The sequence below is a fragment of the Novipirellula galeiformis genome, from assembly GCF_007860095.1.
Taxonomy (GTDB): Bacteria; Planctomycetota; Planctomycetia; order Pirellulales; family Pirellulaceae; genus Novipirellula; species Novipirellula galeiformis.
The window spans coordinates 62,370-84,491 of the sequence record NZ_SJPT01000010.1 but is presented as its reverse complement, the minus strand read 5'-3'; the positions used below and the strand labels follow the sequence as shown (position 1 = coordinate 84,491).

Annotated in this window: 20 protein-coding genes; 4 read left to right on the top strand and 16 right to left on the bottom strand. The window is 56.8% G+C overall.

Annotation, left to right across the window (positions count from 1 at the left end):
- The first annotated feature begins 6 nt into the window (after positions 1 to 6).
- Positions 7 to 2,637, top strand: coding sequence for a hypothetical protein (locus Pla52o_RS22495; protein ID WP_197169436.1), 2,631 nt, complete (start codon positions 7 to 9; stop codon positions 2,635 to 2,637).
- 111 nt (positions 2,638 to 2,748) lie between these two features.
- Here Pla52o_RS22495 and Pla52o_RS22490 read toward each other — a convergent pair whose 3' ends face one another.
- From Pla52o_RS22490 to mnmD, 4 genes are all read right to left on the bottom strand, one after another.
- Entirely contained in the window at positions 2,749 to 3,408 is a 660-nt protein-coding gene (locus Pla52o_RS22490) for a toprim domain-containing protein (protein ID WP_146596885.1), read from the bottom strand.
- 184 nt (positions 3,409 to 3,592) lie between these two features.
- Positions 3,593 to 6,061 carry a protein kinase domain-containing protein gene (locus tag Pla52o_RS22485; protein ID WP_146596884.1) on the bottom strand — a complete coding sequence of 823 codons (2,469 nt, stop codon included), beginning with the start codon at positions 6,059 to 6,061 and terminating at the stop codon, positions 3,593 to 3,595.
- Positions 6,061 to 6,657 (bottom strand): ECF-type sigma factor, encoded by a 597-nt coding sequence (locus Pla52o_RS22480; protein ID WP_146596883.1) that lies wholly within the window; start codon positions 6,655 to 6,657, stop codon positions 6,061 to 6,063. The genes Pla52o_RS22485 and Pla52o_RS22480 overlap by 1 nt, the downstream gene beginning before the upstream one ends.
- Positions 6,658 to 6,915: 258 nt before the next feature.
- On the bottom strand, positions 6,916 to 7,710 hold the full coding sequence (mnmD, locus tag Pla52o_RS22475; protein WP_146596882.1) for a tRNA (5-methylaminomethyl-2-thiouridine)(34)-methyltransferase MnmD: 795 nt from the start codon (positions 7,708 to 7,710) through the stop codon (positions 6,916 to 6,918).
- A 590-nt stretch (positions 7,711 to 8,300) separates the two neighbouring features.
- Here mnmD and Pla52o_RS27130 point away from each other — a divergent pair.
- Entirely contained in the window at positions 8,301 to 9,158 is an 858-nt protein-coding gene (locus Pla52o_RS27130) for a DNA-binding protein (RefSeq protein WP_197169435.1), read from the top strand.
- 56 nt (positions 9,159 to 9,214) lie between these two features.
- On the opposite strand, the gene Pla52o_RS22460 is transcribed toward Pla52o_RS27130, so the two are convergent.
- The 6 genes from Pla52o_RS22460 to Pla52o_RS22435 all read right to left on the bottom strand — a co-directional run bounded on the left by Pla52o_RS22460 (position 9,215) and on the right by Pla52o_RS22435 (position 14,678).
- A complete protein-coding gene (locus Pla52o_RS22460; RefSeq protein ID WP_146596881.1) occupies positions 9,215 to 9,436 on the bottom strand; it encodes a hypothetical protein in 222 nt (73 codons plus the stop codon).
- A gap of 167 nt (positions 9,437 to 9,603) precedes the next feature.
- A complete protein-coding gene (locus Pla52o_RS22455) occupies positions 9,604 to 10,293 on the bottom strand; it encodes a hypothetical protein (protein WP_146596880.1) in 690 nt (229 codons plus the stop codon).
- Between the two features lie 131 nt (positions 10,294 to 10,424).
- Positions 10,425 to 10,979, bottom strand: coding sequence for an orotate phosphoribosyltransferase (gene pyrE / locus Pla52o_RS22450; protein WP_146596879.1), 555 nt, complete (start codon positions 10,977 to 10,979; stop codon positions 10,425 to 10,427).
- 111 nt (positions 10,980 to 11,090) lie between these two features.
- A complete protein-coding gene (locus Pla52o_RS22445) occupies positions 11,091 to 12,530 on the bottom strand; it encodes a L,D-transpeptidase family protein (protein WP_231612566.1) in 1,440 nt (479 codons plus the stop codon).
- Positions 12,531 to 12,717: 187 nt separating this feature from the next.
- The gene (locus tag Pla52o_RS22440) at positions 12,718 to 13,875 is read right to left on the bottom strand and encodes a glycosyltransferase (protein WP_146596878.1); all 1,158 of its coding nucleotides are present in this window, start codon (positions 13,873 to 13,875) and stop codon (positions 12,718 to 12,720) included.
- The gene (locus Pla52o_RS22435; protein ID WP_146596877.1) at positions 13,872 to 14,678 is read right to left on the bottom strand and encodes a lysophospholipid acyltransferase family protein; all 807 of its coding nucleotides are present in this window, start codon (positions 14,676 to 14,678) and stop codon (positions 13,872 to 13,874) included. Before Pla52o_RS22435 ends, Pla52o_RS22440 begins: the two co-directional genes overlap by 4 nt.
- A 479-nt stretch (positions 14,679 to 15,157) precedes the next feature.
- Between Pla52o_RS22435 and Pla52o_RS22430 the strand changes: the two genes are divergently transcribed.
- The gene (locus Pla52o_RS22430; RefSeq protein WP_146596876.1) at positions 15,158 to 16,081 is read left to right on the top strand and encodes a metallophosphoesterase family protein; all 924 of its coding nucleotides are present in this window, start codon (positions 15,158 to 15,160) and stop codon (positions 16,079 to 16,081) included.
- Between the two features lie 124 nt (positions 16,082 to 16,205).
- Complete coding sequence (gene fliG / locus Pla52o_RS22425) at positions 16,206 to 17,255, top strand: flagellar motor switch protein FliG (protein WP_146596875.1); 1,050 nt, start codon at positions 16,206 to 16,208, stop codon at positions 17,253 to 17,255.
- 86 nt (positions 17,256 to 17,341) lie between these two features.
- On the opposite strand, the gene Pla52o_RS22420 is transcribed toward fliG, so the two are convergent.
- The 6 genes from Pla52o_RS22420 to Pla52o_RS22395 all read right to left on the bottom strand — a co-directional run bounded on the left by Pla52o_RS22420 (position 17,342) and on the right by Pla52o_RS22395 (position 22,071).
- Positions 17,342 to 18,277, bottom strand: coding sequence for a lactate/malate dehydrogenase family protein (locus Pla52o_RS22420; RefSeq protein ID WP_146596874.1), 936 nt, complete (start codon positions 18,275 to 18,277; stop codon positions 17,342 to 17,344).
- 149 nt (positions 18,278 to 18,426) lie between these two features.
- Entirely contained in the window at positions 18,427 to 19,293 is an 867-nt protein-coding gene (locus tag Pla52o_RS22415; protein ID WP_146596873.1) for a class II aldolase/adducin family protein, read from the bottom strand.
- 115 nt (positions 19,294 to 19,408) lie between these two features.
- Positions 19,409 to 19,687, bottom strand: coding sequence for a EutN/CcmL family microcompartment protein (locus Pla52o_RS22410; RefSeq protein ID WP_146596872.1), 279 nt, complete (start codon positions 19,685 to 19,687; stop codon positions 19,409 to 19,411).
- Between the two features lie 16 nt (positions 19,688 to 19,703).
- Positions 19,704 to 20,291, bottom strand: coding sequence for a hypothetical protein (locus Pla52o_RS22405; RefSeq protein WP_146596871.1), 588 nt, complete (start codon positions 20,289 to 20,291; stop codon positions 19,704 to 19,706).
- Positions 20,288 to 20,557, bottom strand: coding sequence for a EutN/CcmL family microcompartment protein (locus tag Pla52o_RS22400; protein ID WP_146596870.1), 270 nt, complete (start codon positions 20,555 to 20,557; stop codon positions 20,288 to 20,290). Before Pla52o_RS22400 ends, Pla52o_RS22405 begins: the two co-directional genes overlap by 4 nt.
- Positions 20,558 to 20,643: 86 nt before the next feature.
- On the bottom strand, positions 20,644 to 22,071 hold the full coding sequence (locus tag Pla52o_RS22395) for an aldehyde dehydrogenase family protein (RefSeq protein WP_146596869.1): 1,428 nt from the start codon (positions 22,069 to 22,071) through the stop codon (positions 20,644 to 20,646).
- Positions 22,072 to 22,122 lie beyond the last annotated feature (51 nt).

The window sequence follows — 22,122 nt, the reverse complement described above, 5'->3', positions numbered from 1 at the left end:
TCGACTGTGAGTAAGGATTACGCCAGCGGAATGAGCCGCGTTGTTGCCCCCGTGGGCATTTTATTGCTCTTCGCCAGCGTATTGTTGGGGATCGATCGCTTAGCCTTTCGCGACATCGGCCACTTCTACACGCCGTTGTACGACTACATTGCGAGTCGCAGTAGCGGCGAAGGGTTGCCGCTTTGGAATCCACTGGACCAGACCGGAATCCCGTTGGTCGGAGAAACGACCACCGCGGTATTCTATCCGGTGCGTTGGGTCGTGTTTTCGCTGCCGATTTCGCGTGACATTGCGATCGGGTTGTATGGGGTCTTGCACCTGATGTTGGCGGCGTCGACGGCTCGCTACGCTGCGTGCCGCGCTGGGATCAGCCCGACCGCTGCATCGATCGCCGGAGTGACGTATGCGTTGTCCGGCAGCGTTTTGTTCCTTTACACCAATCCGCCTTTTCTAGTGGGTGCAGCGTGGTTGCCGCTGTTGTTGTCGGCGTTGATCGATCGGCGGGAAGCAACGCAGTTTGGCCGAGTCCTGGTGGCCGGTACGGTCATGGCGTTGATGATTCTGGGGGGCGATCCGCATACCGTATTGAATGCCATGGTCGTTGCCGTGGCGGTCGGTTTGTTGCGGTGGGCGAAAGCTCGCAAGGAGAATCCAGGCAAGCGAGTCGCTAATTTGTCGATGGATTCGCGACCCAGTGGAACGAGTTCGCTGCAAAACGGTTTCAGTTCACCACGGCTCTTCAGCCTCGTCGCAAGTGGGTTGCTCGCGATCCTAATGTCGCTTCCGCAGATTGCGGCATCGGTTTCCTGGAGTGCTCAAAGCGACCGGGTGATCTCCGAGGCCGACTCGGATTGGTTGTCGCCGCCGCAGCCCGGTTCGCGTCGCGGCCAAGCGTACCAGTTCTCGGTTGCTCCGTGGCATGTGGCCGAATTGGTGACTCCGAATGCATTTGGAAGTCTTTTGCCAGAGAATCATCGGCTGAGCAGTTTGATTCGTGGCGAGGGACGTGTTTGGACCCCGTCAATTTACATGAGTTTGCTGGTTGCGATTGCGTTGACGAGTACGGTGATCGGTCTGGGGCAACGCCAAAGGGATTGTGAAAGCGTTGCCCGTATCAAGCTTTGGTTATGCGTTGCGGTGGCCGCTTCGTTGGTGTCGCTCGGACATTTTGGTTTCGTTTGGTGGATTCAAAACGCAACAGGACGACTCGCCCACGTTGATAGTGGCGCGGGAGGTTTGTATTGGTGGTTGTATCACTTTGTTCCTGGTTATGATTCGCTTCGCTATCCCGCGAAATGGCTACCGATTGCCACCTTCGCGGCGTCGATGGTGACCGGCGGTTGGATCGATCGACTTTCCACCCAAGTGAGGTCGACGCGAGCGGCGATCGCGGTTCTCGCCATCGGTATGGCGATCGGCATGATTGGCGTGAGCTGGCTTCGGTACCACCCCAACGCGTTGATCCACGACGCCGATACGCTACCGTTCGATCCTTTTTGGGGACCGCTCGATATCGCAGGTGGACTGCGCGAGGTCCAGTACTCGATCGTCCATTCCATCGTCGTGCTCGCCAGTATTGGCTTGGTGATGTCTCAATTCTTCCGAACGCGTTGGTCGTTGACCCGAACCACACGATTCCTATGGGTGATTGTGACATTGGACATGATGGTGTTCGGTGCCGGGATGATCGCGCGTGTGCCCGCAGGGGATGCGAGCGAAAGAGCGGGGGATTCCGGCGGCCAGCCCGACGCGATGACGTTGAGGACGCGTACGGGAAAAGGGTGGCCGAGAGATTGGCGTGAACATCGAGATTCGGATCGGTTGATCGAAGTCGAGACGAGTGGCGAGATCGCGTGGTTTGGTCGCTGGCACCTCTCCCAACGCGGTCACGTTTTCAACAGCATGACGTCGATCCGCAGTCGCTCGATGGCAATGTTTTGGAACGCCACCAACGAATTGACTGGTGAGATGTCGGCAGAGCAACGAAGTAAGTTTTGGGAGTCCTTGCGTGATTGGCTGAGGATTGAGCAAGTCGTTAACGTCAGCGAACGCTCCAATCTCGTTTCGGGCTATCAACTCGCTGATGTGTCTTGGGCGATCGACACACCGCATCCTTCGTTCCGAGTCCACTTTGATTGGTCTGAGCATGGTCGAGGCGATCCGAGTGTGGACGACTTCAAGTCGCTGTTGCGGCAGGTCTCCGATCAAACGCATCGGCCCAGCGTATTTCTGCGTGATGGATTACATCGCGGGGCGGCACCCGATCTCGCTCCGCATGCTGTGAGCGAGCCGATTTTGGAAAGCGAGCTGTTGATCGAAAACGAAACGGCCGATTCGGTCGCGGTTACGGTCCACGTCGCCGCAACATGTCTGTTGGAGCGAACCACCTATCAAGACGGCCATTGGCATGCGACGCTCGTCTCGCTTGATTCCGGCGAGTCACAAGCGGCTGCCGTCCATCGCGTGGACTATCTGAAGCAAGGCGTGCTGGTCCCCGCCGGCCGATGGCGTGTCGTTTTCGAATACTCGCCTTGGTGGATGACTCCCGCGATCGTTGGCTGTATCGCGGGATGGGGGATCGTGTGCGTGTCCGGCGTGGTTCTCTACCGAAGGAATGTGGCGAGTTTTGTAGCGTAAAGCATTCGCGTCCCCGCTCTCCGCTTAAGTGGGGCAGCGATTAAGTGGGACGCCGTTTAAGGGACGCACCGTTTAAGGCGTTCAGCGGGGAGGCTGATCGAGACCGACAGTTTACCGGAAATTAGGAGAGAAGACTCGGATTGCTTCCTCGGCATCGGCCAGGCCCACTTCGCTGGCGGCGCGTGTTTCGGGACCCAAGCATGTCCTTCGCAAGGTCGCCTCATTCAAGCTGGCCAGGCCTCGGAATCGATTAATTTTGATTCCCTGAATGCCTTGGGCATCGAGTTGTTCGCGAATGATTCGGTAATGTTCTTCGCCGTAGGCCAAGAGGGTGTCTTTGTAACGCGTGGCTGAGATTTCAAACATTGGCGCACGCACAATCGACACGCGACCCGATTCCAGCAGCGGTCGCATCCAGCGATAAAAAAACATCATCATCAACGCGCCGCAATGGATCCCATCGGCATCGGGATCAAAGAGCAGGATAATCCGGTCATACCGCATGGCGTTGACGTGAAAGTAATCTTCGATCCCGGAGCCCAGCGCATCGATCAAGGCGAGGTAAAGTTCATTGCGTTCGATCGTGCGGCGAGTCGACTTGAGTGCATTCATCGGCTTGCCTTGCATTGGCAGCACCGCTTGGAACGCAGTGTCGCGTGCGCGTGCGACGCTGCGCGAGGCCGAATCGCCCTCGACAAGAAACAATTCGGCTCCCGAGCCGACCCCGTGATCGCGGCAATCGTAAAGCTTGATGGGTTGTCGAGGAAACATGGTGTCTCAGGTAGGAGGAACGATTGGGAAAGAGCTTCGGCGTCGGATCCCCAGTTTCGGCCCCTCCCCCGTGTCAGGTTTCATCGTGTCAGGTCTTACCGTGTCCGATCGGTCGCGAGCTGGCGGTGCAAAGCCGACAAGAACGGAAGCCAACAAGAACGGAAGGGGGCTACCCAACCCATTGCTAGCTGTCGCCGTGTTGGCTCCACCAATTCACCGCGTCGTGGCTCGTCCAAGGAAACTCAACCCGCAACGCATCGATGGCGGCGGCGAGTTCGGTGATCGAAGCGTAGCGATCTTCGGCATTTTTAGCCATGCACTTACCCACCAACGCCCGGATGGTTTCGGGAACTTCATCGCCGCGATGGATCCCAATTCCGATTGGTTGTTCGCTGATGATCAAGGCAAACAGTGATTCGGGGTCACATTCGGCGAACGGGGGACGCCCCGCCAACAAGTAGTAGGCGACGCATCCTACGGAGTAGATGTCCGAGCGAGGATCCATGACCGACGGCGAACGAAAGCGTTCGGGCGCCATGTACATTGGCGTGCCGGCCCAAATCACCTCGCTTGTTTGATACGTTCCCTTGTCAGGGCTGAGCGGTTTGGCAAGTCCATAATCAAACACGACGGCCCAGTCGCCCACCGAAGGATCCAAGGACAACATGATGTTTTGGGGTTTCACATCGCGGTGAACGAGATCTAGGCTGTGTGCCTCGCCGAGCGCCTCGCAAACTTGACGCAATAGGAACAACACCCGACCCATCGGTTGAAAGCCGCTTCGTACGACCACTTCATGAAGCGTTAATCCACGCAAGTACTCCATCACGCAATACGCTTCTCCCTCTTCGCTGCGGCCGTAGTCGTAGATCGTGACGCTGTGGGGGTTCGTCAGTGACGCGGCTAACCTTGCCTCGCGATCAAAACGCAATTGGTCTTCGCGATTATGGCGGTCACTGCGGAGCAGTTTCAACGCGGTCTCGCGACCGAGTTGCAAGTGCTTGGCTTTGTAGACGACTCCCATTCCGCCGCTGCCCAATTCCGAAATGATTTCGTATCGACTTAGCGGGTGTACCGCCGCTTGATCACGAGCGGATCGGCGTGCCAAACGACTAGCCGTCACCAACGCCGTCACCGTCAATAAACTCCCCAGCAAGAGGAATCGGTACCAGACAATTCGGGCTGCCGCGAAGGCATCCTTGACGTTCTTCTCAACGATCACCGCATAACGCCATCGTGGGTTCCATCGCCAACTGCCAATCACCGATTCGCCCGCATAATTTGCATACGGATCCAACCGTACCGTCGACTCCCCCAGAGTGGCGGAGGACGCCGCTTCGGTAAGCGGAAGGGCGCGACGCACGATCGCATCCCGATTGCCTCGGGTGATCAAACTTCCTGGGTCACTGACTCGCAAATGATCGACGATCGTATCGGGGGACATGTCGAATCGCGAGAGATGGAACAACTTGGCAGCATGGGGACTGACGCTGATCATTTCACCGCTACGATTGATGGCGTAGATATCCAACCCGCTGGTCGCGGACGCTTCTTGCAACATCTCGTTGAACACTTTGAATAAGCCAATCTGTTTGACCAGCAATGCGGCGACGATCTCGGAATCCCCATTGCGAATCGGCAAAATGCAAGCCATGGTGGGCTCTTCGGTATCCGTCGTGGAAGCATCGGCGTTGTCGTCCCAGTCGGCGGGGCCCTCACCGCGCTCGGGACCGTAGATCACGGTCTCGCCACGTAGCGCGCGTGCGACGTCGGCGGTGCCACGGGGCGAAACAGGTTGGCCGAGATCGGCTTGGTCTGCGCGCCAACTCGCGATCGTGGTGAAGGATTCATTCCAGACCACAAACTCGACGGTCGGTTTGCCCGAAAGAATTTGTAGCTCGCTAAGAATACGCGCTGGCAACGGCGACGTTTTTGGTTCATCGAGTGACGATTTTTTATTTCCGATTTCGACCAACGCAAGAATCGAATCGCGAATCGTACTCTGGCGCGCCCACGACTGGACCATCTGTGCTTTGTCGTCCAGGAAGCGACTGGTGGCGAGATCGATACTATTGGTCACGCCCGTCAATTCATTTTGCAACGCGGATTCGGCGTTGTTCGAAACGCTGAAATAGGTCCAACACCCCACCAGCAATGTTGGCAGCACGGCCGCTAACCATAACCACCCCGAATTGATCCGGCGGGCTCGCCGAGACTTGCTGGCCAACAACAGTGCACTGGGCGAAGTTCGGTCCTGGGATCCTCGCGACTCAAACGTTTTGGGCGAAGCGTGGGTGCGTTCGGCTCCACGCTGCGTGATTTCGGATGCGGAAACCTTGCTTTGTCCTGACCGTTTGGTATCCGACGCCGCGGAGGTCACGCTTCTTTTTTCGGAATCACGGGGCGCAGGTGCAACGGAATGTTCCTGTCCCGTCGGCTGTTTTAACCCACCGGGAGCTGGGGTGGGCATGGCGGATTCACCTTCGACTTTTGCCGACTCCGCGTCATGCTCGTTCAGTAACGAGAGAACCTCATCCATCAACTGCGGGTCATCGCCGGTTTGCGCTTCGAGATAGCTTTGTCGTTCCGGCTCGGACAGTTCGTCGGCAGCAAAGAACAGATCTCGGAGACGGGCGTATCGCTCGGCATCCATCAATCCGATTCCGACCCCGTACTCGTGTCGTGGTCCGGTTCGTCGCTGGATCGTAACTCACGACGCATCCAAGCTCGCGCCATCGCCCATTCTTTCTCGATCGTGCGGAGCCCTAAATTCATTTCGGTAGAGATTTCCCGCATCGTCATGCCGCCAAAGAAACGCAGCTCAACGATACGAGCTTGCCGTTGGTTGAGTGTGACTAACGTGTTGAGTAAATCATCGAGGGCGACGACGTCATCATCGCGGCTCAACTCGAACGTGATTTGATCGGTTAACATCCGTCGCCCCCAACCGCCACCCCGTTTCAGGGAGCGGACTTTGCGGGCATGATCGACAAGAATGCGGCGCATCACCGTGGCACCGATGGCAAAAAAATGCGTCTTGCCCTGCCAATTGATGCGTGATTGATCAATCATCCGCATGTACGCTTGGTGAACCAGCGACGACGAACTCAGGCGTTCCCGCATCGGTTCATGCTGTAGAAAACGCCCCGCCAATCGGCGCAGATCGTCATACATCAACGTAAACAAGCGATCGGTCTCAGCCGGTTCCCCTTTGACGCTTTTTTCGACGAGCTCGTTTACACCATTCATGTTCTCAGCCATGTTTGCGGGCGTCGTCTACTATACCAGCCGAGATTCTTGCTAGCCATCGCCGCACGATGTATTTCTGGCCCCAATCCGAGGCTTCCCTATCGCTTTCGTGAAGCGCGCTCAGGGGCTCGATCGCAATGGGGAGCCGACCCGCATGCATTAGCTCCGCTTGCAAAGTGAGAGGAAACGCTCAGCGAGTTGTTCAGCCCGCCGGCGGGGCAAGCCAAACGCGACACTGAATCACCGGTGTCTCGATGCCTAGCCCGCTTTTTCGGCAACCAATACCTCGCGTTTTCCACCCGCTGGGCCTCGTGTTTTTCGCACTTTAAAGCCGACGGCGGACAAGCGGTCACGGACTTCGCGTTTCACACAGTAGGTCACCAAACGACCGCCTGGGGGAAGTAGTTTGTACATCTTTTCAAACGTTGCGGTTTGCCATAATTCGGTATTCGTCTCGGGAGCGAACGGATCGAAGTAGATCGCGTCAAATCGATCTCCGGCATAATCCCAAGCCAATACATCGGCGAGATGCACTGCGACCTCTTGCTCGTCACCGGCTTGCCAGTGATGAACGGATGTCTCGGCATCATGGGGCGGACGGCTAATCAGACTCGCCTCGCCGTGGGCTTCCACTGCGCTGGGAAGCTTCACTGCCGCACGCCACTTCAAGTAGTTTGCCACGATCGATGGATTACTGACCCACGTTTCCGGCGCAAGGCTTGCGACGACTGGCGCCGAGATCCACTCGTATTCCACCGCGACATAGTGAAGTTGTGTTTTGTGTGCGATGGCACAATCGACCGTCACGAACATCCCCATGCCGGTGCCCAGTCCGATTTCCAGTACGCGGGTGCTTTGTCCACTCGACAAGCGTTCCTGGATTCCACTGTTTAGCAGATAGACGTGCCGCGTTTCGCAGAGGGCGCCTGACGCACTGTGGTAGCTGTCGCCCGTGACCCTGCTCTTCAGGGTGCGGCTGCCGTCGTCGGTGACTTCGATTTCGAGCGTGGCGACGTCACACGGCAATTTCGTCCTTTCGACTCGCTGGTTCATCGTGAGGCTCCGCTGGCTCGTTTTGAGGTTTGAATGACTGTATTTCTCACACGATGGTACCGTGGTGGCCCCGTTTTAGTCAGCTCGGATTTGCTCGTCAAAAATGGCTGTGCAGCACCACGATACGGCATCGCGAGCAACCACATGCGAACCCGCTAGGCGTGTCGCGCGCCGAGGGTACGGATCCCCGCGTTGGAGACACCATTGCAGGCATGTCCCCCAGTTTAATTCATCCGCCTAATCCAATGCGTCCCTCTTTTCAGCGCGCCGCCGCTCGATTCAATACGGCGGTGAAGTTCCTAAGCTTGGGTGCAACCGTGTGCATCCTAATTTATCGTGCTTGTTGCGGCCGATTGGGAAGGTACATCCTGATGCACGCGAGCAACTCGAGGTTCGCCGATTGCGCAAACGATGCGCAAATATCGCGCAAAGACGACAATTGCAGCAAGTAGCCTATTGAGATGTGTGACTGTTTCTGTTTACATAAGGTCTTCGTAATCTCTCGGGGGGGGTAAGTCTCCGCCTCGTTGGCATTTGGGAGCTAGGTTTTGGTATCGCAAAAGCTTGCTGGACACTCACGAAACGGTTTTATGGCGAAGAAACTCTCTGCGGCAATTTCAAAACAATTGGGAAAGTTGCCTGACGCCGAACTTGCGGAAGAAGCAGGGGTTCCCGTCGAAGAAATTCAGATTGCCCGGCAAAAGCGAGGCATTGTTCCCTATGGTTGGACCAAATGGACCAAGAAGAACATTGCGTTGCTTGGGACTCGTTCGGACGTCGATGTGGCTGCGAAGCTAGGGGTGACCAAGACAGCGGTTTCGCGAAAGCGAACCCAGCTTGGAATCGAACCCTTCGGCTACTCCCGTAAGCAACTGAGGCATCGCTGGACCAAGCCTCAATTGGCGTGGCTGGGCAAGTTATCCGATGCCGAGATTGGGCGTCGCTTGGAACTCGATGCGACGACGGTGGCGTCAAAGCGAGAATCGCTCGGCATTGATCCCGTCCGTAAAGGACGTCCTGCGCGAAAGTGGACCAAACGCGAACTTGGGTGGTTGGGAAAACTATCGGATGCCGAGATTGCTCGCCGCATGCAAATTGGGCGACGCAAGGTAATCGCAAAGCGTCAATCGCTGGGGATTGAGAACCCAACGGTGGCTGCTACCAAAGCCCGTTGGACGCCCGCCGTGGTCAAAATGCTCGCCAAAATGCCCGATTCCGAAGTCAGCGAGATTACGGGGATTCCGGTAAGTGCGATTAGCGGTTATCGAAGTCGTCATGGCATCCGCATCAACGGGAAACGTCGCACGTGGACTCCCGAAGAGATCAAAATGCTCGGTAAAAAGCCGGACGAAGAAGTCGCAGAACTGTTGGGGGTCAAAAAGGAAACCATCGCCACGAAGCGACGTCGATTGCGGATCGACGCAGTCACTTACGAACGTCGTGCCTAACCATGCCCGCCCGTTCCAAACGATGGCTGCCCGTGCCTAACGAGGGCCGCCAAGGTTTAGCAGCCTTGGTCGCCCCAGAAGTATCCGGCTACTTGATTCACTCCCTTGGATTTTAGGATCTCGCGGAGTTTAGCGGAGCCGAGTAATTGATGGGCTTCGATCTTGGATTTCACCGGCACGCGGATCAAGCGGCCTGCGATCTCGATATGCAATGTGCCGCCGTCTTGATTGGCTTCATAGCGGCACTCCGCCGTCTTCGCTTGCTTTGAGTCGTCCATTGTTTCAGGGGGTCCGTGGTTGCAGGTCTTGCTGGGCCAAAATGTGAGAGCGGTGATCGTCCCTACTGGGACGGTGGCGGCGGCAACGGGCATGCCGCGTCGGGGTGGCGTGTAAGGCGGCGAGGACAACGATTCCGCCGCCGCGTCGTGTTCGGAATGGAGAACGGCTATGCCGCGACTTTGTTCGCTGAATCCGTTTTACATCGATAGATAATCCCGCTGCGGCGACGAGCGACCGTTTCGATCGCCGACATGTGTTTCAAAGTGTACGCGATCTTCTGGGCAACCCAGCGAGGACGATCGATCCAGGAGGCCAGATCCGAGGTGATGAACTCGGACGTTCCCGCGGGGATGTTGAGCAGCGCTAACAACTCGTCCGTCGTGCGAAACTCGTGAGTCCATTCAATCGACTCCAGCTCGATATCATGAACCTTGTAGTCCTTGCGCGCGCGGCCACGGCGGCGTTTGCTGGGAATTCGCGTCTCCCGGACCTGGACCATCGGGACTTCCAACACCAGATTGGGATGCGGAAAGACGCGGGTGAAATAGATCAATTCTTCGAACACTTCTAAGACATTGCCCCGTTTGGGGCTCATCCGGCTCGATTGAATTGGGCCGCCGGGCTTCGCAGCCTTGGCGATCCGTGTTCGCCAAACCACCGGTTTGACGACACGCAGTGAATGGCGTTTTAGCAGTTTGTTTGCTTTATCGCGGATCGCCGACAACGAAGCACATTGGATTTCGATCAATTCATCATCGCGAATTGCATCGATCCGGTACTCCCCCAGTACCACTTCGGTACTGGCTTCGTCGGGCGCGTAACACCGCTTGAGTTGTTGATGCAGTGATGTTTCCAAGGGACGCTCCGCAACGAACGAGAATCGTTTTTATGGGCGTCGCCGAAGAGGTGGAGGGCTGCGGCGGCGCGGGGAAATGACCGCAGTGGGTGAAGGGGACGCAATGCCAAGTCGCGTTCGCCGCGTCGCTACTACGGCTCGATTCCAAAATCGCGGATCGTCGTTAGTACCTTCAGCTCAAGGCCTTTGGCTGCGAACGCTTCGGCGCCTCCGGCTAAGCGGTCGATGATCCCGATCACGCAATCGACGTGGAGTCCAAAGGCTTGGGCCGCTTCGACTGCTTTGATTGCACTGCCGCCGCTGGTGATCACATCTTCGACGATCACGACGCGCTGTCCCGGCTCAACGGGGCCTTCGACTTGCTTGCCCATGCCGTGACCCTTGGGTTCTTTGCGAACCATAAAGCCCTTGATCGGCAAATCGCGTTGACCGGCAATGGTGACAATCGAGGCGGTGATGGGATCGGCACCGATGGCCATCCCGCCGACGGCGTCAGGCAACTTTCCTGCCGATTCGATTACGCTCAACATTCCTTCGGCGATCAGATTGGCTCCCTTGGGGTGCAACGTGATCTTGCGACAATCGAGGTAGTAAGAAGCCTTTTTCCCACTGGCGAGTGTGAAATCGCCGGTTTGTAGGGCTTCAGCACGGATCAGGTCTAAGAGTGCGTCTCGGTCGTATGTCATTAGGTTTAGCGGGGTGAAGGGGAGGGGGCCAAGGATTCGCCGAATCGCTCTGGAGACACGTCGGTCATCGCTTCAGGGGCGATTCCAAGTGGGCGAACGGTAGACCGAATCTTACCGACGAATCGTAACCGAGGAACCCTGGGTCAAAATGCCATACAAATCGTCCGCGTAATCTGCGGCGACGCTGATGCAACCTTGCTCGGTGGGTTTAGTGGCATACGGGCTTCCGTGGATGCACAATTGACCACCCAAGTCCAACCACAGCGAGCCGTACGGGTTTTCCGGGCTGTTAGCAGGAATCGGTGCGCCGCTGGGGCCGTAGAACGGTCGCTCGGACTGTTTGTCTTGAACCGTGAAGGTTCCTGGCTTGGGGTGAGGGTCGCTGCCGACCGCGATCGGAAATCGGCCGGCGTAGAGGTCGCCGAGGAACAATGTCATCTCTTGCTCGGTGATGTCCACATCCGCTCGGAAGGGGCCACGCACCACTTTAAGTTCGGTTCCCGGCAAGACGGTGATGGGGTCTTCGATGCCGTTGATATTGGCCAGTAATTGCCAAGGAACTTCGTACTTGACCGCGATTTGCATCAGTGTTTCGTGATGTCCAACGCGATGAGGTTGTTCTAGCAGATGGCGTTTGGAGTAGATCACTTCGGCCGCCAGTGGGTCGAGGCGATTGAGTAACTCTTGTCGCTGCGCCGAGGGAACATTGGGCGTGTGATAGAAGAGACTTAGCGTCTCGAGAGCTTCTTTGCGCTGATCGGCTTGGTATTGTTCATCCGCCAATTTCAACGCGTTCGCTAATCCTGTGTTGTTCTTCCTCGGATCCGCTTCGGCGCCGCTGACCTGCGCGATTTTGTCGCCCGTCGCCGGTTGCGATTGATCGCTCAATTCGGCCACTGCCGTTCCACTTTCCGGCGCGGAGTCCTCGAGGGGCAACGAGTCGCCTCGCTTAAAGTCGGAGGTCGCTGTCAGCGGGTCCGGAACGCTAAACGTGAGATCGGTGGATTGGTAATTGGGGGACTCGCCCGCGGCATCGATCGGTGACGCTGAGCCAGGCGGCATGCTGGTGCTCGCGGATGCGAGACTCGCCTTCGGTGTGAGGTCCCTTTGCGCTGGGCTCTCCTCATCCAAGGGTTGATGAACGGTTAGACCGTCGGGGGCATGATCATCGGAAAGTTGAATCGACACTCCGCTGTTTGGAGCACCGTGGGAGTGAGCATTGTCGCTCATCGTGAAGGCGCTGCTTTGGGGAGCGTTAGGCAAATCATTGAATGAGGCGCCGAAGGTTTTTTCCGTATCGGATTGGGATGCAACCGAAGTATTGGCTCCCTGCGATGCGGATTGGGGAGTCGGAGCAGCAAAATTGCCATTGATTTCGAGCGCACCGAGAGACTCAGGTAATCCGCTTTCGATATCGAAGCCCCCTTCGTCCATGACGATTCGTTCGACTTCGGGTGGCAATGAATCGGGTGGGGTGGTCAGCGACATGTACGCTGTATACATCACCGTCATCAGAAGCACGATGATTGCCGCGGTTTTCAGCGTTTGCACGACGATTCTCCAAGGCTTGGTCGCATCATGCGACCCATTAATTGGCAATTTGATTCCGTTCAACCCGAGAAAACCTCGAGCGACTACCGCGAACCTAATCAATACTGAAGCGGGAATGCCAGAGCATTTTTTATTCGGTCGGCGGCAATCAAGCACGCCGGATCGCGTGGGCGTCAGTGGTTCAGCCCTAAATGCGACCGCGCCAGCGAATCGGTTTCCCAAAAATCGTTAGTGCAAGAGAACCCCATTGCAGCCCAAGGAACAGGATCGCGGCGAACGATTGCAGCACGACTCCTGAAACAGGTTGGCGGAAATGGCGTGCGGCCAAGGCCCTCGGTAGATGTGAGAGCACCACCGCGGGCAGTGCAATTCCTACCGCGATGGGCGAGCGGTTTAGTAACGCGACCACGAGCGCCACCAGCGGCAGCACGCTAGCGGCAAAGATCAGCAGGGTGAAAATCACAATCACACGAGGATTTGCGACACCTTCGCTAGCATTCTTGAGCAGGCCACGGATCACTTGGGGGCCATTCTGGTACATTCGGCAACGGGCCAAGGAGGTGCCGTCGATGACGTCGGTCATCAGGCTGGCCCTCCGGTAAACGCGTGGCAATTTCACTCCGTCGTGTCGGGACGACTTGATCGCTTGGTGTGTCCCAGAGGCAATGTAGGCGGTTTGGGATGTCAGGAATAATTGGCCACACCCGGCCGCATAGGCTGGATTCGTGCTCTCTCGCATGCGGTCGAAGGGCAAAAAGCAAAGCAGGATGTAGTGCATCATTGGAATCAGCATTTTTTCCAAGAACGTTTCCGTTTCCTGCTGGGGGAACGCGCTTAATAGTGCAACGTCAGTGGTTTCTTGACGCTCGATCAAGGTTCGGATGGCATGGGGCGCTAGTCGCACATCGGCATCGAGAAACAGCAATCTCGGATAGCGAGCCTGCTGGGCGAGTTGCCAGCACGCGTACTGTTTCCCATTCCAGTCGTGCGGAAGGGGGGGCCCCGAAACTCGGCGTACACGATCGTCTCTCGAGGCAATGACGTTGACGATCGAAGCGGTTGCATCTTCGGAATCGTCGTCAAGCACGATCACTTCGACAGCGACATCACGGTTTGCCAATATCGACTCGACGCACGCGGCAATCGAGGCCTCTTCATTGCGAGCCGGAATCAGGACCGAGACTTCGATGGGGGACCGATCCTCGTAGCGGAAGGAAGCCAAGGCCGCGTCCTCGGATCCCCTTTCGTGAGGTGAGGGTGTCAAGCGAAACAACGGCAAGTTGCGTCGAAACATCACCACGGTCAACAGGGCGGCGAAGAACGCGATCATTGAAAGCCAAATCACGGAAGCTTCTCTCCGTGTGATGCTTTGAATTGCGTTCCGGTCAGCAAGCTCTTCAGACGTCGCATCGAGTCGTAGAGGATTCCGGCGCCACGAATGCCCGATAGGATGTTTTCAAACGCCTCGGAATCACGCGTGACAACGGCGGCGCTGAGTTCCGTTTGCGTTTGCCGCAGCCGAGCGGTCAATAATCGTTGCCAATCCGCCTTCGTCGCATCGACATGTTCGGAGATTCGCAGGGGAGTGCCGATCTTGCACAAGCACTCCGGCAACCGCTCTTCCCAAAACGCGTACTCCAGTGCGATGGGAAGCACCCATCCATGCTGCATTCGCGAGCACAGATGTGCGGTCCCCGGCATCAACGTCGCCGCATGATCGCGGACGTCGGCGAATCGACCTTCCGGAGTTAGCCATAACGACGTCCCTTGACTCATCAAGATCGCTCGACTTTGTTGCAAAAATGCAGTCGCGCCTGCGGTTGAATTCATCGTCACCCCATAGAAGCCGAGTTTGGCAAAGACACGATACTGTTCGAGCGCCGCCGCATCGATCGGCGCAAAGAATTGACGCTGGGGGAACAGTCGTCGATTCAAATAATGAGCGGCCAAGGGATCCCACCATGAGGGATGGTTTGCAATCACGACAAGCGGTTCTTGCTCGGGAATTAAAGAGACGTTCCACGAATCGCGGGTGATCGCAATCGAATGGAAATGGCGACGCAGGTAGGGTGTCAAGAAGCGATGGAAACCCTCTTGAAGCCAACCACTCACCGCCGGACGCGAGGCCTTTGAGTCTTCGGAGGTCATCAATCAGTGAATTTCAAAATGGAGTGGTAAGGAAAGAGCGAAGTCTCGTTGTCCACGCGAACGCTAGATTATCGTACCGTCGTTGGTCCCTGCGATTCGGCAACGGTTGGGTGGACTCATCCTTCGGCGATCAAACGCAATGATCCCGGAGCGGTCAACGACTTTTCGCGATTGAGTTTCCTCTCCTCTTGCGGCGGAATCAGTTTACGCATTGCCGGACAATACATAAACCACCCAAAGTCGATAGGTGATCAGGCGGCATCAAGACCGGGGGGACGTGCAACCGCAAAAGGTTGCATCGCGCGTGCGACTGGGCTAGAACAGACGATCGTCGTGATGTCGAAATGCGAAAAACGCGTCTTCGGCGGAGCAAGCCTACTCCGAAGACGCGCCTCCAATCGCTCACCGAACCGCTCCGATATTTCCGATATTCCATCGGCGATTGAACTCAATCCCCTTCGTTCGCTCAGGATTTTAGCATGCCGATTCATCTGGATTCGCAATCACGTCGTCGTTTCCTGCAGAACCTTTCGGCGACCAGTGCGGCGGTTGCTCTTTCGACCACCCTGCGGGCAGACGAATCGACAACGGCCATGGATGACCGTTTCTTTGCCCTGCTTTCGGATACTCACATTTCCGCATCTCCCGATGGCACCGCGCGGGGGATCAATATGACGGACAACCTGAAGTCCGTGATCTCGGACATTGCGGGGCTAGAGAAGCGACCGGCGAACTTAATCATCAACGGCGATTGTGCCTTGTCCGTTGGATCGCCCGGCGAGTATCAAAATTTTGCGAATTGTGTCGCGCCACTCGATGAATTGGGGATTCATCTGCACTTGACGATGGGGAATCATGATGACCGCGAAACCCTTTACGAACACTTCGCAAAAGCACGTCCCACAGCACAACCGGTTCCGGTCAAGCATGTGGGAGTCTTGGAAGGTGAATTTGCAAACTGGTTTTTGATCGACACTTTGATCCGGCCTGGGCACGTGGCAGGGGAAGTCGGCTACGAGCAAATGATCTGGTTGACGAAAGAGCTTGACGCGCGTCCCGACAAGCCCGCGATTGTGATGGGGCACCATACTCTCCAGTTCACCCCGCCCAAACCGGGAGCACGCTGGACCGGCCTTTGGGACACCGATGCGTTGGTCGAAGCGTTACAGGCTCGGCCACACGTCCGCGCCTTGTTTTACGGTCACAGCCACGTTTGGAAGACCGAGACGATTGGCAATTTACAACTCATCAATTTGCCCGCGGTCTCGTATGTTTTCTCCGAAGAGATCGCCAATGGCTGGGTTTCGGCTCATCTGGACGAGCATGGTATGAAGCTGCAGTTTCATACCATGGATCCCAAGCATCCCCAGAACGGTACCCCTTTGGAAGTCGTTTGGGGCTAAAGTCTAGCGACGCTCGAGCCAGCGTACGTTCCGTATATCCAGCACAACAAGCAAAGCGAACGTCACAATCACGCGGTGCGACGCCGCCGGTCGATAAGCTTCTGATAAAGGAAGGCTAATCGCGATGACGGACGTAATAAACAAATCGAAACCGCTCCCCGCCGGCGCGTCGATGTTTAACGAGGAAGGTCTGAAAAAGGCTGCCGTGTTACTCATGTCGATGCCGACGAAGATGGCCGCGCGTGTGCTCGGGCAATTGCCGCCGCGCGCGATCGAGGCGATCAGCATCATGATCGCGCAAACCGACTCGTTCGGCGGCGATGAGCAAGAGGTGGTGATTGCTGAGTTTTTGACCAGCAAAGCGAGTTCCATTTATGCCAGCACCGGTGGATTGGAACGCGCCAAAGAGCTGATCAAGGAGGCCCTCGGACGCGATGCCGGGGAATTGCTGGGAAACCTTCAGCAGACCATTGAGTCGATGCCGTTCGGCTTCATTAAAAAGGTCGATTCGCAAACGTTGTTGCAGTTTATCGGTGACGAACACCCGCAAACGATCGCGCTACTGCTCAGTCATGTGCCATCAAACTATGCGTCCGAAGTGATGTCGGGGCTTGATCCGGAAAAACAACTTGAGGTGATTCGCCGGATCGCAACGATGGGACGCACGAGTCCCGACGCGGTGGCGGAGCTAGAGTTCGGTTTGGAAATGCGGCTCAGTAGCATGGTCAATCAATCGCATAGCAACACCGGAGGGGTCGCCAGCGTTGCGGAGATTTTGAACGTCGCCGAACGCAGTGTCGAGCGAAATATCATGGAATCGCTCGGACGCGACGATCCGGAATTGTCCGATGAAATTCGTCGCTTGATGTTCGTCTTCGAAGACATCTCGAAACTGGGCGATCGTGATATCCAATCGCTGCTCAAGAACGTCGAAACATCACAGTGGGCAATGTCGCTCAAGGGCGCCAGCCAGACGTTGCAAGACAAAGTGATGAAGAACATGAGTACGCGAGCGGCCGAAAATCTCCGCGAAGAAATGGAGTATCTCGGCAGCGTCCGCATCAGCGAGGTCGAAAGCGTGCAACAGAAGATCGTCGATATCGTCCGGCATCTCGAAGACACCGGCGAGATCTCACGCCCCACCGGCGAGGAAGAGGAAGAGTACGTGAACTGAGCGTGATGAGAACGCGTGGCGTGGGCGTCGAAGCTTATCTAGCATCGATCCCACGCGAATCATCTCATGTCACGCTTCGGCGAATGTTAAGCGATCCGCGGCAGTACGAGCTCAAGGGTTTTCTTCAAAGCGCCACCGCTGGCTCGTAGTCCCTGGACCTCCTTGGGCCACAACTCGATTTCAAGTCGATCGACGACGCCGTTTCGACCCACGACCGTCGGTACCGAAAGCGCGACATCGCGAATTCCGTAGCAACCGTTTTGCACTGAGCTGACGGGTAAGATGCAACGGCGGTCCAGGGCAATCGCGTCGAACACGTCTCGGATGGCAATGCCCACGGCGAAGCCCGCTCCCCCTTTTCGTTTGATCACTTCCGCACCGCTGCCACGAGTTCGGGTGAACAAGTCGCTGGCGAGGGAGGCGTTCCAGCCTGGGAATTTGTCTAACGGCAATCCGCCCACGGTCGCACTGCTCCAAATCGGCACCATCGAATCACCGTGTTCGCCCAAAATCAAGGCTTTGGTTTGCGTTGGAGGGGCGTTGAGTTGTGCGGCGATCAACGAACAAAAACGAATCGTGTCAAGCTGAGTGCCTAAACCAATGACTTGATTCGCAGGCAGATCCAACATCTCAGCGGCGACGTACGTCAACACGTCGACGGGGTTGCTGACGACCAAGACGATCGCCGATTTCTTGACGCCGGCGGCTTTCACATCGCGAACGATCTGGACGAATAGGTCGGTGTTGCGATTGATCAAATCGAGTCGCGACTCGTCGGGTTTGCGACGAAGACCTGCGGTGATGCAGATCATATCGCTATCGGGAATATGTTCATAGCCTCCCCCCACGATCGTTTGATCGGCCACGCTGGGGCTGCCGTGTTGCAAATCAAGGGCCTGCCCAACGGCGAGTTCCTGATTGACGTCTAAAAGTGCGATTTCGCGAGCGATTCCGCCACACTGGATGGCGTAGGCAGCACACGATCCGACGAGCCCACCGGCACCAATGATCGAAATTTTCATGTTGTCAGACTTCTTTGTTGTGAGTTGATTTGTGTCGTAGCCCGGGGACGTGTAAGCCCGGGAGGGCGTGTAGCGAGGAAAGGAGGCTCTTCCGCTGGCTTTCCCCAAGAGAGGCGACGGCCAGCGAGCGATGCCCCGAGGGGGAAAGTCTACGCCTGCATTTGACGGATGACTTCGTCGGTGATCAATTTGACAAGTTGCTCCTGGTCGAGCCCGCTTGTCGGAGCTTTTTGCACGGCCGCTTGGGCTGCCGCTTTGATCGCCGGCGGTGGAGTGAAGGCGCGTTGTTGGACACCCGCATCGGCCCACGAATCACGGAAGATGTCGTTGGCACAAATGTCACAGTTTTCGTACTCGGCGGTATTGCGAGGGTCTTTGAAGCCCCACTTGTCCTTCAATTCGAGCAATTCCTTGGACTTGTCCTGACCTAAGTAGGAAATGTTGCCCAGTTGTTTGGCCAGCAGCAACATGCGGCAGTACGAGTCGAGAATCTCAGACCACCAATACGCTTGCTCGACCGTTTCACCGTAGCTGACCGTGCCATGGTTCGCCAAAATGATCACGTTGGTTTTTTTGACAAACGGAATGATCGTGTCCGCAAACGCTTGCCCGCCCGGGGTTTCATACTTCGTGATTGGGACATCGCCAAGGAATACTTCGACCTCGGGCAGAACGCACTGAGGAATGGGTTCGCGGGCGATTGCAAAGGCGGTTGCGTGGGGTGGATGGCAATGCACGACGCTACGAATGTCTTCGCGTTGGCGATAGATTTCCAAGTGCAGCAGTGCTTCGCTACTACGCTTTTTGCGACCCGATAATTGTTTGCCTGTCATGTCGACAAGCGAAATGTCGTCGGGGACGAGATAGCCTTTGCAATGCATTGTCGGCGTGCATAACACTTCGTTTTCGCCTACACGCACGGTGATGTTACCATCGTTGGCGGCAGCGAATTGGCGGTTGTAAATCCGCTTGCCGATGTCGCACATGTCTTTTTTGATCTGATGAAGATTCTGCATGGTCGCTTCCCTTTTCGTATCCATTAGCCGCTGCCGTTTTCACGGTGGCGGTTTGTGAAGGTAGTCAAAGCCGAATGCGTTCACGCAGTCGGTGGAATGTGTTGCTGATTGCTGGCTAATTCAATTCGATGTCATCCAGCAACGCGACGATCGAGGCATCGATTGGCGTTTTCGCGGAGATGGGGAAAGCCGCTTCGGGGCCTTCGGCCAACGCCACCAAATCACCGATTCCTGTTCCGCATAAATCCCAGGCGACGATGGTGTCGCCACCCAGCGGTTGCATGTCGACTTGCTGAATCGACTCAACCACTTCCACGCAACGCAACTTCGCTCCCTGCATCGCGGGATGCGAGCGAGAGAGGGTGACGGTGCCAATCGTGCGAGCGATTTTCATAGGTTCTAATTTCGTGCTATTGCAACAGGCGAGCGGCGACGTTGACGGCGGCGATAAAGTTCAAGGCATGCATGTCCAAGACCCAAACCTGCGGTGAGAGTTCTTTTTCAATGCGCTCGATCGTTGCGATCGAACTTACCGCGGCGGCGCGGCGACCTCCGCTGCAAATCCGGTAAACGTCCTTCGCGGGGGTCTCACTTAAGATCACCGAAATGGAGGACGAGCCGCGGATGCCGCGACGAGCCAATTGCTCGCAAACGGCCGTGGCGCGTGCGGGATTCTCGGAGTCGGTTACCGTGCCCAGCGATTCGAGCTTTCGCAGTGAGGCGGGAGCTGACGGGGGAGTTGGGGTGACGCGAATGATCGCGATACCCCGCTGTTTCGCCTCGTCCCGCGCCGCCGGCGTGACAATCGTTTTTGCAGTCGTTTGTATTTCCTGTTCGCCGTTTTTGGCGGCCGCTAGGATGGACGACACCGAGACGACGTTGGAAAGCGAGCCGAGCGGCGGACGTTCCGCTGTTTCCGGGCCGTGTTGTTTGACTCGTTCGAGCACTTCACGAACGATCGTGGCGACCCGGTTCGGATCGATCGAGGCGTTACTCATGAGGGCTCCCGTTCGTCGATCAATCCAATCACGCTCCACCGCGCCGGAGAATCATCATGCTTGGTGATTTCACGGGCATAGGCACTTTCGCTCGTCAACATCACTTGGTCGCCTTTGCGGCATCCCAGAATGTCCAACGCAATGAGCGGCGGACCGTCGGGAGCATCGTCCACCCCCGTCGGCTGGACGATCACGAGTCGCTGGCCAATGAAGCTCTGATGCTTCACGGTGGCGCGAGTCGAACCGAGGACGGTGGCAGGTTGCATTGACGAAGGATTTTTGCGGAGGTGATGACGGTCGAGGATTGCGAAGACGACGACGGTGGTCGTCTTCGTTGATGAAACAATGCGGGTTACACCACACGCAGTTCATCGATCATGCTGCAACGACGCTCACGAGTGAACGTCGTTGGCGATGTGACGCCTTCGCCGGTGGGGCCAGCGATCGAGAAGGACAAGTAGCCTTCGCCGCCAAGTCCAAGCGAGGCCATGCAAGGACCATTTTTGACGTACAACGTGGTGTCTAATTCACGCCCCATCTTGGTCATGTTGTGGACGTTGCGTGAATGAATCATCGCGGTGTGACGGAATCCGTGCTCGTACTTCTTCGCCATCGCGATGGCGTGGTCGACGTCGCGAGCACGCACAAAGGGAAGAAAGGGCATCATTTGCTCGACGCTGACGAAGGGGTGGTGCTCGTCGGTTTCGCCAAAGACAAGTTCGGTGCCCTGCGGAACCGAGACACCGGCGGCCTCGGCCAAGACGCTTGCGTCGCGGCCGATGAAATCTTTACAGGCGGCTTCGTGTTGGTCATCGCCAACCTTGACGATCGCTTTGCTGGTCAAGCGAGCGATTTGTTCGCGGTTGAGCTGGACCGCACCGGCGCGTCGCATGGCGTCCATCATCTTGTCAAAAACGCTGTCGACGACGAACACTTCCTTTTCCGCGATGCACAGCAAGTTGTTGTCGTAAGCAGCTCCTTGGATGATGCAGCGAGCGGCGTTGTCAAGATCGGCAGTCTCGTCGACCACGACCGGTGGATTACCCGGGCCGGCGACGATCGCACGTTTGCCGCTGTTCAGTGCCGCGCGTCCGACCGCGGGGCCGCCCGTCACGCAGATCAATTTAACGTCACGATGGGTGAACAACTCGTTGGCGCTTTCCAACGTCGGTTCGGCGATCACACAGATCAGGTTGTCGATGCCCATCTCACGGGAGATCGCTTCATTGAAACGTCGCACCCCTTCGGCTGCGACCCGTTTGCCCGACGGATGCGGATTGACCACGACGGTGTTGCCGCCGGCCAGCATGCTGACCGCGTTGCCGGTGATCGTTGGCAAGCTGTGGGTGACCGGAGTGATGGCACCGATCACCCCAAACGGCGCCCGCTCGATGATGGCCAAGCCGTGGTCACCGCTGAAGCACTTGGTTTCTAAGAACTCGACGCCCGGTGAAAGTTCACCGAGGGTCTTCAGCTTCTCGATCTTGTGCTCGGGACGCCCGATCCCGGTCTCATCCATTTCCATCAAACCGAGCTCTTCGCACTGCTCGATCGAGATGCGACGGATGATGCTGATGATTTTCTTGCGATCTTCGATGGAACGCTCACGCAGTTGCTCAAATGCGGCTCGTGCCGCTGTGACGGCGGAGTTCGCATCGTAGAAAATGCCATGTTGGCCCCCGGTCGACTTGCTTGAAGAGCGGGTAGCGGCGGGCATCGGTCCCACTTCGGCTAAGACTTGGGCGACGACATTGCGGATCAGGTTTTCGTCGAATTTCATCGTTTAGATTTCTCGTGGGATCTGCGTTGGGTTCGGGGGCGAGATGGGTCG